This window comes from Actibacterium ureilyticum (assembly GCF_002285435.1).
Lineage (GTDB): Bacteria > Pseudomonadota > Alphaproteobacteria > Rhodobacterales > Rhodobacteraceae > Actibacterium_C > Actibacterium_C ureilyticum.
Genome location: NZ_NSBT01000037.1, coordinates 212080 through 227558 on the forward strand (window position 1 = coordinate 212080; position 15479 = coordinate 227558).

The window sequence follows — 15479 nt, forward strand, 5'->3', positions numbered from 1 at the left end:
CCCTCTTTCGCAGCGGCGCGGCGGTTGCCCCGCCGCTGCCAGAGGATTTAGCCCCGAACCGAGCGCAGCACCACCCCGGCTTTCGACAGGGCGTTGAAAATCCGTGCGTCACGCCCGTAAACATCGCGGCGGAACTGGGTGCGGCCCTTGGCCTGGGTGAAGGCGGTGCGATAGATGATATGCACCGGCAGCGGCTGGGCCAGGTTGACCTGGGTTTCCTTGCCCGTCTTCAGCCGCGCCTGAAAGAACCCCTGCGGGTCGCTTTCCTGCTTCGACAGCAGCGCATAGGCAAAGTCGAACGGATCGTTCAGCCGCACGCAGCCATGGCTGAAGGCCCGCACCTCGCGCCCGAACAGCGACTTGGACGGCGTGTCGTGCAGATAGATGTTATAGGGGTTGGGGAACATGAATTTCACCAGACCCAGCGCGTTGCCCTGGCTCGGCGGTTCCTTCAGGTTGAAGGGGAATGTCCGCTCTGTGTACTGGTTGAAATTCACCGCGCTGCGGCTGACCGTGCGGCCCCGCGCATCGACCAGACGCAGATGGCGCACCGCGTTCGGGTTGCGCTTCAGCAGCGGCAGGTATTCCTTGGTCGCGATGGACCGCGGCACGTTCCAGGTCGGGTTGATGATCATATGCTCCATCACGTCGGAAAATTCCGGCGTGCGCTGCTCGTCGGCATTCTTGCCCACGACCGAACGGGTGCGGAAGGTGACCTTGCCATTGTCGACGATCTGGGCGTGGAAATCGGTGATGTTGACCAGCACGTGGCGCTTGCCCCGGTCGGTGTTCATCCAGCGCTCCCGCTCCATCGCGACGATGACCTGCCCCAGGCGCTTGTCCACGGGCTGGTTGATCTCGGCCATGGTGCCGGCCCCGGCCACGCCATCGGGCGACAGGCCATGCGCCAGCTGGAACTGCTGGACCGCCTTTTGCAGGTTCCCGTCATAGGTCTGGGTGGCCGAGCGTTTCATGTAACCCATGGCGATCAGACGGTCGCGCAGCTGCACCACCGCGCCGCCGGATTGGCCCGGCTTCAGCGACTTGGCCTGCACCGGTGCGCCCCAGCCGCCACGGCCCAGCTGCTTTTCCAGGTTCAGCTTTTCGGCCATCAGGCGGTTGTATTCCGGGGTTTTCGGCGCCAGCTGCCGGAAATAGGCGCGCGGCGAGCTTTTCGAGAATGCCACCAGCTGCTTCAGCCGGTCGCGGCGCGGCGGCTTGCGCTTGATGTCGCGTGTGATCTGCGCGGGATCCAGAACGCCCGATTGCAGGTCCTGCGCGAATTGCAGGAAGACGCGGCTCGCCTCGACCTCGACCCGGCCACGGTCACGCGGGGATTTCGCCGCGCGGAACATCTCCTCCAGCGCGTCGCGCTTGTAGCGGGTCTCGGGCAGGCCGTGATCGCCCGCGGTATCCAGCGCCTTGATCAGCGCCTGGCGCCGGCCCCGGTCCCGCCCCGAGGTCCAGAGCGGCTCGTAATTCCGGGTGCGATAGAATTCGGACAAGACAGTGTCACGCGCCGCGGCCTCGGCCACGGCCTGTTTGAAAGCCATCACCTCGGCCCGCGCGCCCCCCGCAAGGGCCACCAGCGCGGCAACAGTCAGGACCAGCACCCGCAGCGCAGCGGATGGTCCAGAGAAAAAACGGAAAGCCGCAACCATGGCTTCACCTCACCAATTTAAATTCTGTTCACGTTCAGCGTCCGAGCATTGGGCAGTCATGCGCCAGTGTCCATTCACAAAGTCGGGGGGCGGCCATGCAATCCGCAGGTGTTGCAGGTAATCCGCGCCCGGCGGCTCCCGATCCGTTGCCCTGAGGCCACACTGGGAATCTGGTGGAAATTTGAGCAAAATCCCGCCTATTCATCAAGTTTAGCTCGCATTGTTGACATTCTTACCTTGGCCCCTAGCGCCATCTGTGCGATACCAAATCTGCACTTGGGGATAACTTGCACAACAGCCGCAGAATGCGGCCGAGCAGCACTGGGACAGGCGCTCTGAATGACCACTTCTAGAACAGAAATGACCCGGCGCGGGCTTCTGAAAGCTTTTGCCGCAACCACAGTTATCGCAGCACCGAGTTACGCCAATGCCTTTGCCTTCAACCGGGGCGCTGGCGACATCCGCAGGATCACGATGTATTCCGGCCGGACCGGCGAAAACATCGACATGATCTATTGGATCGAGGGCGAGTACATCCGCGAAGCTGTCAAGGAAATCAACAACTTCATGCGTGACTGGCGCACGGGTCAGGTGATCGGGATCGATACTCGCACCATCGACATCATGGCCGCCGCGCATAACCTGATGGACACGCGCGAACCCTATATGCTGCTGTCGGGCTACCGCTCGCCGCAGACCAACGCGATGCTGCGCTCCCGCTCCAGCGGTGTGGCCAAGAACTCGTTGCACATGAAGGGCCAGGCGGCCGACCTGCGGCTGAAGTCGCGCTCGGTCAACCAGATGTTCTCGGCCGCACAATCCTGCCGCGCCGGTGGCGTCGGCAAGTATTCCGGCTCGAACTTCGTCCACATGGATTGCGGCGTGGTCCGCACCTGGGGCCGGTAAGGCCCCCTAGCCCGCTGCGAAGCGTTTACCGAAATACATGAAAATCCTCGCGGATTGTTGCGAGGGTTTTGTTCTTTCGCATGTCTGTTTTGTAGACATTGCTGCCACTGCTCGGATGTGGTCTACCTTGCGCGACCTATGGACAAGATTTTTTTATGCTTCCCATGATTGACCTGTTAGTATTTCTTCCCGCTTGCTTTGTTCTGAACCTTGCGTTCGGGCCGAACAATCTGCTCGCGCTGACACATGGAGCACAGCATGGCGTCGCCTTTGCTGTCAGTGCCAGCGCGGCGCGATTGGCTGTCTTCGTTCCCATGATTGCTGCCAGCGCCCTGGGGTTGGGGGTACTTCTTTCCGCGTCCGCATTCCTCTTTGGCGCGATCAAGATCGTTGGGGCGGTCTATCTGATCTGGATGGGCATCAAACTCTTGCGGACCCGCCCGGCGCGGGCCGGTGTGGGAACTGAATATCTCAAACCGTCATTTCGTCAGGCATTCCGGCGAGAGGCGCTAATTGCGGTCAGCAATCCGAAAGCCATCTTGATTTTCGCTGCCTTCTTTCCGCAATTCGTAGATACCACTGCCTACTGGCAAAGCTATGCCTCTCTGGGGGCGATTTTCATTGCCCTCGAAACATGCGCGATCACGGTGTATGCTTTGGCCGGGCGGTTCGCGGCAGCATTTGCTTCGACGCGCTTGCACTGGTTCCAGCGTATCTCGGGCGGTGGTATGATCGCGTTCGGCGTCCTGCTCCTGTTTAGTCGGCAACCCGGACGTGCATAGGCTCGCTGCAAGTATGGGCTCAAACCGGCCAATAAAATTGCCGCCGAAACGCATTCCGGCACCAGCGCCGCCTATCGCCGGGCACCAAGGCGGCAGAGCTTTGCTTGCTACATCCCCCGGAACCGTTTTTCCTGCCGTGCGGTCCAGTTGACGGTGATGCGATAGCCGGTTTCGGTCTGGACCTCGGCCTCGACCACGCCTTGTTCGAACAGCCAGGCGCGTTTGCGGCCCTCGGCGAAGTCCAGTTCCAGTTCGCGGCGGGTGCGGGCGTCGTCCAGCAGGTCGTTGGCGCTGTCCAGAAACGCGTCCATCCCCTGCCCCGTCAGCGCCGACATGGTCAGCACATCCGCCCGGCGGTCGGCCTGGACCTGAAGCGCCGCGCGCTGGTCGGCGTCCAGCTGGTCGATCTTGTTCCACAGCTCCAGCCGGGGCGTGTCCTCGGCAATGCCCAGATCGGCCAGGATCGCATCGACATCCGCCGCCTGCGCCATGTGATCGGGGTGCGAGATGTCGCGCACGTGGCAGATCAGGTCGGCCTCGCGGACCTCTTCCAATGTGGCGCGGAACGCGGCGACCAGTTGGGTCGGCAGGTCGGAAATGAACCCCACCGTATCCGACAGGATCACCTGGCGCCCCGATGGCAGGGTGACCGCGCGCATCGTGGGGTCCAGCGTGGCAAAGAGCATGTCCTTGGCCAGAACCTCGGCCCCGGTCAGGCGATTGAACAGCGTCGATTTGCCTGCGTTGGTATAGCCCACCAGCGCCACCACCGGGAACGGCACCTTCTTGCGCGCGGCGCGGTGCAGGTCGCGGGTCTTGACCACCTTGGACAATTGCCGGCGCAGGCGGGTGATCGCCTCGTCAATGGCGCGGCGGTCAGCCTCGATCTGGGTTTCGCCGGGTCCACCGACGAAGCCCAGGCCGCCACGCTGCCGTTCCAGGTGGGTCCAGGCGCGGACCAGACGCGTGCGCTGATAGCTGAGCGCGGCCAGCTCGACCTGCAACACCCCCTCGCGCGTGCGGGCGCGGTCGGCGAAGATTTCCAGGATCAGACCGGTGCGATCCAGGATCTTCAGCCCCCATTGCTTTTCCAGATTGCGCTGCTGGACCGGGGTCACCGGGCCGTCGATCAGAACCAGCTCGATCTCGGCGGATTTCAGCCGCTCGCCCAGCTCGTCGATCTTGCCCGACCCGAACAGGTAACCGGGCCGGACCTTGGGCAGCGGCACGATTTCGGCGCCGATGACCTCAATCTCGGGCAAGGCGGCGGCCAGCGACACGGCCTCGTCCAGCGCGGGGCCTGCCGCCCGGCGCTGTCGGTCCGTCGTGATATCGGGATGCAGGACCCAGGCGCGCGTGCTTTCGGGGCCCTGTCGGTCAGGGTGCGGGCTCAATCCTCACCGTCATACAGGTTGATCGGCGAAGACGGCATGATCGTGGAAATCGCATGTTTATAAACCAGTTGCGACTGACCATCCCGGCGCAGCAGGACACAGAAATTGTCAAACCAGGTGATCACACCCTGCAGCTTGACCCCGTTGATCAGGAAGATCGTGACCGGAACTTTGGTTTTGCGAACGTGGTTCAGAAATGCGTCTTGCAAATTCTGCTTATCGGCAGCCATCGATTTTTTTACCTTTTTTGTTCGTTCTGCCCCAACGGTGGACAGCCGTTACACATACGGCAACAAGTATGAAACGGTGCGGCCCGAGATTCCAGCCCTAAAAACAGCCCGTTATCCGGCTATGGCGCAAATGCAGCATCAGTTGCGCCAAAATTCGGGATTGAACAGCGCGATAATGGCCAAAGTCTCCAGCCGGCCCAGCACCATCGCCGCCGCCAGGATGAGTTTTTCCGGGGTTTCCAGCGCGCCATAGCTGACCGCGCCATTGGTGGCGACCCCGGCCAGCGGGCCGGTTGTCGACAGCGCCGAAACGGTCAGCGCGGTGGCTTCCTCGAAGCCCAGGCCGGTCAGCGACAGGGCCAGCATCACCACCGCGATGCTGAGCGCGAACAGCATGAAGAACACCCAGGCGATCATCGCCCCCTTGCGCCGGATATGGCGGGCATGCGGCCCCGACCCGCCGACCGAGGATGGGTGGACCAGCCGGTCCATCTCGCGCATGCCGTGCTTGTAAAGCGCATAGACCCGCAACAGCTTGACCCCGCCCGCCGTGGTCGCCACGCCGCCGCCCACCACGGCCAGCCCCATCAGGATCAGCCCCGGCGTCGGCAGGCCCGACCAGCTGCGCGCGGCGGCCCAGTCGGCCGACACGAAACCGGTGGTGGTCAGATAGGACAGGACGGTGAACGCGCTGCCCCACAGCGCCTGCAGCGCGGCGATGAAATTCTGTTCCTCGTCAACCTCATAAGCGCCCAGCCAGTGGCGCGCGAACAGCATCAACGGCACCACCGCGACACAGGCCACCCCCATCAGGAATTCCGGATCGTGCCGCAGCCGCGCCCAAAGCGGCTGGCGGCTCTGGATCGAATAGATCCGGTGCGAAATCGCCAGGAACAGAAAGCCGAACATCACCAGCTCGCCCACCCGGCCCGACAGGCCGTATTGCACCCCGCCCACGGGTGAAATGCCGCTGGTGGCGACGATCGACATCGCGTGACAGGCCGCGACCAGCGGGTTTTCCTGACAGATCACCAGCAACAGCCACAGCGCCCCGGTCGCCCCGGCATAGATCGGCAACAGCCGCGTGCCGAAGCGCAACAGCCGTTCGCGCGGGTCGACCACATGAGTTTCGCCGCCCGCGGGATCCATCCGCGAGCCGCGCCCGATCTGGGTCGGGGCCGTCACCTCGAACCCGCCCAGACGCATCGGCGCCAGGATCGCCACCGCCGTCACCCAGACCAGATAGCCGCCCAGCCAGCCGACGATGGCCCGCCACAGATGCACCGACCGCTCCAGCCTGCCGGGATCGTCGAACAGCGTGGCGCCGGTGGTGGTGATGGCCGACAGCATTTCGAAATAGGCGTTCAGAAACGTGGTGTTGCGCACCGATTCCAGGAACGGCACCGCCAGCATCAGCGGCAGCACCGCAAACGCCCCCAGCAATGTCAGCAGGTGGCTGCGCGCCAGGTTCTGTGCCTTGCGGTTGTGGGTGGCCAGCCCCAGAAGCACCGTCAGGGTCGAAAACAGCAGCCCGGAATAGAAGAACGCCCGCGCCGTCTGCCAGTCGCGCACGATCACCGCATGCACAAAGGGCAGGAACATCGCCAGCGCGCCGATCCCCATCAGGATGATAAAGAAATGGACCTGAAGGATACGGCGCATCGGATCAGAAGAAGTCGATCGAGACCTGCAACAGGCGCTCGACCTCGGGGACATCGGATGACAGCGCAAAGACCGCGATCACGTCGCCCTCGTCGATCCGCGTGCCGCCGGTCGGTTTGACGACCTTGTCGTCCTTCATGATCCCGCCGACCATCGCGCCCTCGGGGAAGTCGATGTCGCGGATCAGCTGGCCGGAAATGGGCGAGGTCGACAGGACCTGTGCCTCGATCACCTCGGCCTCGGCATCGCCGATGGAATAGACCCCGCGCACGCGCCCGTGCCGGATATGACGCAGGATCGAGCTGACGGTGGTGGCGCGCGGGTTGATATAGGCGTCGATGCCCAACGGCTCCATCAGCGGGACCAGCGTGGGATCGTTCACCAGACAGATCGCCATCGGGCAGCCCGCCGCCTTGGCCCGCACGGCAGTCAGCATGTTGGTCTTGTCGTCATCGGTGACCGACAGGATCGCATCGGCGCGGCGGATACTGGCCTCTTCCAGCAGGGCGACATCCAGCCCGTCGCCATGCAGGACGATGGTGCGTTCCAGCTGGTCGGCGGCATGTTCGGCGCGGGTGCGGCTTTTCTCGATCACCTTGGCGCGGATACGTTCGGCGCGGTTTTCCAGCGTGCTGGCCACCGACAGGCCGACATTGCCGCCGCCCACGATCACCACGCGTTCCTGTTTCTTGGTCGTCTTGCCGAAGATTTCCAGCGTGCGCTCGACATCGTCGGTATGGCTGAAGACATAGACCTGATCGTCGGGGAAAAGCTGGTCGTTCGGCGCGGGCGAAAAGAGCGACCCCTTGCGGCGGATGCCGACGACCAGCGCGCGCAGGGTCGAAAACAGGTCGGTCAGCTGCCGCAGCGGCGTGTTGATGACCGGGCAATCCTCGCCAATGGCGACGCCCAGAAGCTGCGCGCGCCCCTCCATGAAGCTTTCGGTGTCGAACGCCGCCGGCGCCTGCAGACGTTGCAGCGCGGCCTCGGCCACCTCGCGCTCGGGGCTGATCACCACGTCGATGGGCATGTGGTCGCGGCGGTAAAGGTCGGAATAGATCGCGGTCAGATACGATTGGCTGCGCAGGCGCGCGATCTTGCGCGGGATCGCAAAGACCGAATGCGCCACCTGACAGGTCACCATGTTGACCTCGTCCGAATAGGTGGCCGCGATCACCATGTCGGCATCGCGCGCGCCCGCCCGGTCCAGCACATCGGGATACGAGGCAAAGCCCGCAACCCCCTGAACATCCAGCGTATCCATCGCCCGACGCACCAGTTCGGCATTGTTGTCGACGACGGTGACGTCGTTTCTTTCATTGGCCAGATGGCGCGCGATCTGCCATCCGACCTGGCCCGCCCCACAAATGATGATCTTCATCCAAGCGTCCCGGTTGCGAAACTGGCCTCATCCATTGCAGATGCGCCCGGCGGGGTCAATCGGCGGCTGTGCCTTCGTCCACATGCGCCACCCGCGCCCCCGCCTTGGTCGAGGTCACGACCCCCAGCGATTTCAGCTTGCGGTGCAGGGCCGAGCGTTCCATGCCGACAAAGGTGGCGGTGCGGCTGATATTGCCGCCAAAGCGGTTGATCTGGGTCAGCAGGTATTCGCGTTCGAACAGCTCGCGCGCCTCGCGCAGGGGCAGCGTGGCCAGCGCGCCCGACAGGACCACCCGCCCCTCGCCCGCCGATTCCTCGGACGCCACGGGAAGTTCCTTGGCCGTGATGGCGCCGCTGTCTTCGCCCAGGATCAGCACCCGTTCGATCACGTTTTTCAGCTGCCGCACATTGCCGGGCCACAGCATGGTCTGCAAAAGCGCGCGCGCCTCGTCGCTGACATCGCGCAGCGGCAGGCCTTGGGCGCGGTTGAATTCGGCAATGAAATGCGCGGCCAGTTCGGGAATATCCTCGCGCCGTTCTTCCAGCGACGGGACGGAGATCGGCACCACGTTCAGCCGGTGATACAGCTCTTCGCGGAAGCGCCCGGCGGCGATTTCCGTGGGCAGGTCGCGGTTGGTGCTTGAAATCACCCGCAGGTCGACCCGCACCTTGTCGCCCCCGCCGACGCGCTGGAACTGCTGTTCGACCAGCACGCGCAGGATCTTGGACTGGGTGCCCAGCGGCATATCCGCGATCTCGTCGAAATAGAGCACCCCGCCATGGGCCTGTTCCAGCAAGCCGGGTTCGACGCCACGATCGGGGCTTTCGCGGCCGAACAGGACCTCTTCCATCCGCTCCGGCTCGATCGAGGCGCTGTTGACCGTCACGAAGGGCGCGGCCGAACGGTTGGAATTGGCGTGGATATGGCGCGCGGCCACTTCCTTGCCCGCGCCCGCGGGCCCGGTCAGCATCACCCGGCCATTGGATTTGGTGACCTTTTCCAGCTGCGCCTTCAGTGTCTTGAAGGCCGAGCAAGACCCGATCATCTCATACGACACCACATCGCGGCGGCGCAGGTCGATATTTTCGCGCCGCAGCTTCGATGCCTCCATCGCGCGGCGGATCACCACCATCAGCTGGTCGATGTTGAAGGGCTTTTCGATGAAGTCATAAGCACCCTGCTTGATCGCGGCGACAGCGATTTCGATGTTGCCGTGGCCCGAGATGATGACGATGGGGATATCGGGATTGTCGCGCTTGACGGTCGACAGGATATCGATCCCGTCCATCCGGCTGTCCTTCAGCCAGATATCCAGGATCAACAGCGCGGGCGGCTCGGCGTTGATCTCGTTCATGCATTCGTCGGAATTCGCCGCCAGCCGCGTCGTGTACCCCTCGTCCTGCAGGATATCCGCAATCAGTTCCCGGATATCGCGCTCGTCATCGACAATAAGAATATCGCCCATCTGTTCCCTGCCTCATCTGTGTTCTATTCGGCGACCGCCGCGATCCCGCCCTGCTCTGGCGACACCGCCAGCGGCAGACGGATCACCGCCATCGCCCCGTAATGCGTGGTTCCATCGAAGGGCGCGGCATCTAGCAGCGCCAGCGTGCCGCCGTGTTCCTCGATGATCTTCTTGACGATGGGCAGGCCCAGGCCCGTGCCCTTGTCGCGTGTGGTCACATATGGCTCGAACAGCCGCGCCCGATCCTCGGGCAGCCCGATGCCATTGTCGGAAATCCGGATCTCGGCCCAGTCGTCGGCGGTGGTCATGGCAACGCGGATCTCGGGCGCGAACCCGTCTTCGGCGCCGGCCTCGACATGGGTTTCTATCGCCTCGCCCGCGTTCTTGATCAGGTTGGTCAGCGCCTGCGACAGCATCGTGCCGTCGAATTCCGCCGTCACCGGCAGGTCGGGCAGATCGCGCCGGAACTGCACCTGTGGCTGGCCGTTTTCCTGCAATATCACCGCATCGCGCAGCACCGCCGCCAGATCGCCGATCCGGCGTTCGGGTTCGGGCATGCGGGCGAATTTGGAAAACTCGTCGACGATCCGGCGCAGATCGTTGGTCTGGCGCACGATCACATCGGTATATTGTTCCAGATCGGCGGCATCGTCCCCCAAACGAGGGGCGAATTTGCGTTTCACCCGTTCCGCCGACAGCTGGATCGGGGTCAGCGGGTTCTTGATCTCGTGCGCGATGCGGCGGGCCACATCGCCCCAGGCCGCCATCCGCTGGGCCGAGACCAGGTCGGTCACATCGTCGAAGGCCACCACATAACCTTCGGGCGCGCCATCGGCATTGCGCCGCGTGGCCATCCGCACCAGCAGGTTTTCCAGCTTGCCCCGGCGCGACAGCTTGACCTCTTCCTGTTCGGTGCCGCCTGCCCCGTCGCGCAGCCGCGCAAACAGCGGGCCGAATTCCGGCACCGCCACATCCAGCGGCAATTCGTGGTCGCGCTCGGCGCTCAGGTCCAGCAGCTTCAGCGCGGAGCGGTTCATGAAATCGATCCGCCCCTTGTCGTCCAGCCCGACCACACCCGACGTGACCGAACCCAGAACGGAGTCGAACAGGCGGCGGCGTGCCTCGATCTGGCGATTGTTGTCCAGAAGCGCATCGCGCTGCGCCTTGAGCTGGCGGGTCATCTGGTTGAACAGCCGCCCCAGCATGGCGATTTCGTCGTCGCCCTTTTCCTCGATCACACGCACGTCCAGATCGCCCGCGCCCACACGCTGCGCCGCCCCCGCCAGACGGCCCACGGGGCGCGACAGCCGTTCGGCGAACCACATGCCCAGCCACACCGCCGCCAGGATCAGGATCAGCGCAAAGCCCAGATACAAAAGGCCGAATTCGAACAGCACCCGGCCCCGGTCGTTTTCCAGCTGCTGATACAGCACCACGGTTTCCTGCGTGTCATCCAGCAGGCTCAGGATCCCGCCATCCACCGTGCGCGAGATGAACAGGTACCGGTCGGCAAAGGCGTCCAGCTTGATCAGCGCGCGGAATTCATTGTTGTCCCAATCCTCGATGATCACGGTCTCGCCCCGGTCCGCGCGGGTGATCTCGCCTGCACTGGGCGGCTCGTAATCGAACAGATAGGACCGGTCGCCGCGGGCCTGAATCTCGGCCGCGCCATCGATGACATAGGCCTCTTTCAGCCCGCGCTGCACCTGCCCCTGCGCCTGGGTCAGCAATTGCCGGATCTCGCCATCGTCCAGAAAGAACGTCGCCTGCCGCGCCACGTTCAGATAGCCCGCCAGCGCGCGCGCGTCTTCGGCCAGGTCCTGACGGTGTTCGTTCTCATAGGCTTGCGCGGCCGACAGCGAATTGCCGACCACCTGTTGCACGCGGTCGGAAAACCAGCCCTCGAGCCCGATATTCACCGTCAGCCCGGCAAAGACCGCCACCAGCACCGCCGGCAACAGCGCCAGCAGCGCGAACACGCCGGTCAGCCGCAGGTGCAGCCGCGAGCCGGCGGATTTGCGGCGCCGGGCGGCAATCATGCGGGCGACGCGCTGGAACACCAGCGCCGCCACCACCAGAATATAGACAAGGTCGATCAGCAGGATCAGCCGCAACCCGAAGGTCGAGGCGCCCAGATCCAGCGGCCCCAGCAGACCGAAGGTGACGGCCGCCAGCACTGGCCCCAGGATCACAAGACCCAGGGTTGCCGTGTTCTGAACCCGTTTATGCCGGCTGAAAAGCGCCAGCCGCTCCCAGGTCGCGCTCGGCACTCGGCGTCGCACACCCACCCCTCAATCTGTGGCGCTTTTGCGCCTTACCGCCATATCTTGCGCCGCGATTCCCGGCCTGAGACCGAAGCGACACATATTGTTGCTGTTTTACATCAACTTTCGGCGGCGTGTCACGCGAATATCAAGGTCGGTGATCTTCTTGCGCAAAGTATTGCGGTTGATGCCCAGCAGGTCGGCGCATTTCGCCTGATTTCCGCCGGTGGCATCCAGCGCGATCTCGATCAGGGGCAGCTCGACCTCGCGCAGGATCCGGGCATAAAGCCCCGGCGGCGGCAACACCCCGCCATGCAGGTCGAAGTAACGCCGCAGGTGTTTCGCGACCGAGGCCGACAGCTTCTCGCCCTCGCCCCCGCCGACCAGCGGCTCGATCTCGGGCTGGCTGCCCAGAACGGCCTCGACCTCGGTCCTTGTGATGACCTCTTCGGCGCTGGTGACGATCAGGCGGCGGATGGTGTTTTCCAACTGCCGCACATTGCCCGGCCAGCTATAGGCGCGGATCAGGTCCATCGCCTCGTCCGCGAAGCGGCGCGGGGCCATGCCATCGCGTTCGGCACGGGCCAGGAAATGTTCGGCCAGCAGCGGGATGTCGTCCACCCGTTCGCGCAGCGACGGCACCGCCACGGTCACGCCGCTCAGGCGATAGAACAGGTCCTGCCGGAACGCGCCGTTTTCCATCCGGTTCATCAGGTCGGTCTGGCTGGTGGCCATGACGCGCGGGGCGCTCTGGCCCAGATTGTCCAGCATCCGCACGATTCGGGCCTGGGTTTCCAGATCCAGATCGCTGACCTCGTCAAACAGGATCGAGCCGCCGCGCGCCTTGGCGATCAGCGTGGCGGGGCCTTCCATCCCCTCCATGTCGCTGGCCACGGCGGTGACGAATGGCAGGTTGCGGCGGTCGGAAAAATCGTGGATCGCGCGCGCGATCAGCGATTTGCCGGTGCCGCTTTCGCCGGTGATCAGCACCGCCAGTTCGGTGTTCATCACCCGCGCGACCAGGCGATACAGCGCCTGCATCTGCGGGGTGCGCCCCACCAGCGGCAGGTCGTCGCCGCCCTCGGACGGGATGACCGGCTCGGGCCGGGCAATCGGCGCACGGCGCTTGGTTTCCAGCGCCCGCGCGGCGCGTTTCATCAGATCGGGCAGGTCAAAGGGCTTGGGCAGGTAATCATAGGCCTCGGCCTCGGCGGCCTGAATGGCGGTCATGATGGTGTTCTGCGCCGAGATCACGATCACCGGCAGGCCGGGCCGCTCGTCCGAGATCTTGGGCAGCGCGTCCAGCCCGTTGCCATCGGGCATAACCACGTCGGAAATCACCAGGTCGCCCTTGCCCTCTTCGACCCAGCGCATCAGCGTGGTCAGCGACGAGGTCGCGTGTACCTTGCAGCCCGCGCGCGTCAACGCCTGGGTCAGCACCGTGCGGATTGTGCGATCATCGTCTGCGACCAGTACGGTTCCATCCATCAGTTCTCATCCTCAGTGCTTTTGGGGGCGACGGGCAGGGAAATCCGGAACACGGTGCGCCCGGGCACCGAAACCACCGCGATCCAGCCGTCATGTTCGGAAATGATCTTGCTGACCAGCGCCAGGCCCAGCCCGGTGCCGTTTTCGCGCCCTGAAACGAACGGATCGAACACGTCGCCCGCGATATCGGGCGGCAGGCCGGGGCCGTCGTCGATGATCTCGATCTGCAGCGGCACCGGCAGGCCCGATCCATCGGGATGCCGGCGGCGCAGCGAATGATCGTAGAAGGTGTGAATGCGGATCGTCCCGCCGCCCTCGTCCGCCGCCTCGGAGGCGTTGCGCAGCAGGTTCAGAAACACCTGCAACAGCTGGTCGCCATCGGCCCATGTGGCGGGCAGCGAGGGGTCGTAATCCTCGACGATCTTCATATGCGCGCCATAGCCCACCAGCGCCGAGCGCCGCGCCCGGTCCAGCAGGTCATGGATATTGACCGCCTTGCGCAGCGGCGGGCGCAGGTTGCCGAATTGCTCGACCTGTTCCAGCAGCTTCACGATCCGGCGGCTTTCGGCGACGATCAGGTCGGTCAGTTCCTGGTCTTCCTTGTCCAGGTTCATCGACAGAAGCTGCGCCGCGCCGGTAATGCCCGCCAGCGGGTTCTTGATCTCGTGCGCCAGCATTTCCGCCATGCCGATGGCGGATTTCGCGGCGGCCTTGGAATTGTGGGTCCGGCCCAGCCGCCCGGCGATCTCGCGCGGGGTGATCAGCAGCAGAAGCTTGCCGGAATCGTCGCTCAGCGGGGCGATCTGCACGCTGCAATGCTGGGGCGGGCGCTCGCCGCTGCTGACATCGACATCGTTGATGAACAGCTCGGCGCTGTTCTGGCGCACGCGGGCAAAGGCCTCTTCCAGCGGCGCATCGACCGCCAGCTTGTCCCAGACCGGCTCGCCGCGCAGGCTGCGGATGGATTTGTTGGCGAAAAGCTCGGCCGCGGGGTTGATCTCGACGATCCGGTCGGCGGTGTCCAGGATGAAGGCCGGGATCGGCAACGAGGTCCAGATCGTGTCTTTCTGATAGCTCATGCCGCGGCCCTCGGGGCATCGCGCAGCAGCGCCGGGATCAGGCGCAGCACCTGGCGCGGATCGGTGGCGGTCAGCACGGCGCGGCGGTCGGATGCCGCCACCCCGGCGTCCTCAAGATACCAGCCCAGATGCTTGCGCGCGACGCGCAGCCCCAGTTGCGGTCCATAGAATGTCAACATTGCCTCGTAATGTGTTGAAATCACGTCGATCAGCGCCTCGCCCACCGGGGCGGCGGGGATCGGGTCCCCGGCCAGTTCCGCCGCGATCTGCGCCAGCGCCCAGGGCCGCCCCTGCGCGCCGCGCCCGACCATCACGCCCGCGGCGCCCGACTGTTGCAGCGCCCGCCGCGCGGTGGTCCCGTCGACGATATCGCCATTGGCAATGACCGGCACAGCCACCGCATCGCGCACCGCGCGGATCGCCGACCAGTCGGCCCGTCCCTTGTAGAACTGGCAGCGGGTCCGCCCGTGGATGGTGATCATCCGCACGCCCGCCGCCTCGGCGCGCCGCGCCAGTTCCGGCGCGTTGCGGCAATCGTCGTCCCAGCCCAGCCGCGTCTTCAGCGTGACCGGCACCGAAACCGCGCCCACCACCGCCTCGATCAGGGTCAGCGCGTGGTCCAGATCCCGCATCAGCGCCGAGCCCGAGGCACCGACCCCGCTGCTGCTGGTGACTTTCTTGGCCGGGCAGCCCATGTTGATGTCGATGATCCGCGCCCCGCGATCGGCGACCACGCGCGCGGCTTCGGCCATCCAGTGCGGGTCGCACCCGGCCAGCTGCACCGCCGTGTTGTCGCGGCCAAAGCCCAGTTCGGCCTTTTCGCGGGTGCCCGGGCGGGCCTGAACCATTTCCTGGCTGGCGATCATCTCGGACACGACCAGACCTGCGCCAAAGCCGCCGACCAAGTTGCGGAAGGGCAAATCGGTAATGCCCGCCAGCGGCGCCAAAAGCACCGGTGACGCCAGCGTTCGATCTGCCACCTTTAGGGTCACTTGCCTAATCCTTAAGCATTTCTGCAATTGCCTACGCGTGGGACGGTCGAAAGGCAATCACAACGGCAGACATAACAGGCGCGCAAACATTTTATGATGAATATTTAGGCACATCTGCGTGAAAAACTGCCCTATTGCCCTGCGCGCTGGCAATTCGTACATCGACACAAAACGG

At 64.4% G+C, this 15479-nt stretch carries 12 protein-coding genes; 2 read left to right on the forward strand and 10 right to left on the reverse strand.

The genetic code is table 11. From position 1 onward, the window contains the following. Positions 1-47: 47 nt before the first annotated feature. Positions 48-1661 (reverse strand): L,D-transpeptidase family protein, encoded by a 1614-nt coding sequence (locus tag CLM60_RS13915; RefSeq protein WP_095589740.1) that lies wholly within the window; start codon positions 1659-1661, stop codon positions 48-50. 339 nt (positions 1662-2000) lie between these two features. Between CLM60_RS13915 and mepK the strand changes: the two genes are divergently transcribed. Further along, complete coding sequence (gene mepK, locus CLM60_RS13920) at positions 2001-2567, forward strand: peptidoglycan L,D-endopeptidase MepK (protein ID WP_095589741.1); 567 nt, start codon at positions 2001-2003, stop codon at positions 2565-2567. Positions 2568-2722: 155 nt separating this feature from the next. Next, positions 2723-3349, forward strand: coding sequence for a LysE family translocator (locus tag CLM60_RS13925; protein WP_245848417.1), 627 nt, complete (start codon positions 2723-2725; stop codon positions 3347-3349). 107 nt (positions 3350-3456) lie between these two features. Here CLM60_RS13925 and hflX read toward each other — a convergent pair whose 3' ends face one another. The 9 genes from hflX to dusB form a co-directional block, all read right to left on the reverse strand. Continuing rightward, the gene (gene hflX, locus CLM60_RS13930; RefSeq protein WP_095589742.1) at positions 3457-4743 is read right to left on the reverse strand and encodes a GTPase HflX; all 1287 of its coding nucleotides are present in this window, start codon (positions 4741-4743) and stop codon (positions 3457-3459) included. After that, a complete protein-coding gene (hfq, locus tag CLM60_RS13935) occupies positions 4740-4973 on the reverse strand; it encodes an RNA chaperone Hfq (RefSeq protein WP_036559479.1) in 234 nt (77 codons plus the stop codon). Before hfq ends, hflX begins: the two co-directional genes overlap by 4 nt. 138 nt (positions 4974-5111) lie before the next feature. After that, a complete protein-coding gene (locus tag CLM60_RS13940; protein WP_095589743.1) occupies positions 5112-6635 on the reverse strand; it encodes a TrkH family potassium uptake protein in 1524 nt (507 codons plus the stop codon). A gap of 4 nt (positions 6636-6639) precedes the next feature. Beyond that, positions 6640-8016 carry a Trk system potassium transporter TrkA gene (gene trkA, locus CLM60_RS13945; RefSeq protein ID WP_095589744.1) on the reverse strand — a complete coding sequence of 459 codons (1377 nt, stop codon included), beginning with the start codon at positions 8014-8016 and terminating at the stop codon, positions 6640-6642. Between the two features lie 55 nt (positions 8017-8071). After that, positions 8072-9481 carry a nitrogen assimilation response regulator NtrX gene (ntrX, locus tag CLM60_RS13950; protein ID WP_095589745.1) on the reverse strand — a complete coding sequence of 470 codons (1410 nt, stop codon included), beginning with the start codon at positions 9479-9481 and terminating at the stop codon, positions 8072-8074. A 23-nt stretch (positions 9482-9504) separates the two neighbouring features. Then, entirely contained in the window at positions 9505-11763 is a 2259-nt protein-coding gene (locus tag CLM60_RS13955) for a sensor histidine kinase NtrY-like (protein WP_095590707.1), read from the reverse strand. 96 nt (positions 11764-11859) lie between these two features. Continuing rightward, positions 11860-13233 carry a response regulator gene (locus CLM60_RS13960; RefSeq protein WP_095589746.1) on the reverse strand — a complete coding sequence of 458 codons (1374 nt, stop codon included), beginning with the start codon at positions 13231-13233 and terminating at the stop codon, positions 11860-11862. Next, entirely contained in the window at positions 13233-14312 is a 1080-nt protein-coding gene (locus CLM60_RS13965) for a two-component system sensor histidine kinase NtrB (RefSeq protein ID WP_095589747.1), read from the reverse strand. The genes CLM60_RS13960 and CLM60_RS13965 overlap by 1 nt, the downstream gene beginning before the upstream one ends. Beyond that, complete coding sequence (gene dusB / locus CLM60_RS13970) at positions 14309-15304, reverse strand: tRNA dihydrouridine synthase DusB (RefSeq protein WP_095589748.1); 996 nt, start codon at positions 15302-15304, stop codon at positions 14309-14311. The genes CLM60_RS13965 and dusB overlap by 4 nt, the downstream gene beginning before the upstream one ends. Positions 15305-15479 lie beyond the last annotated feature (175 nt).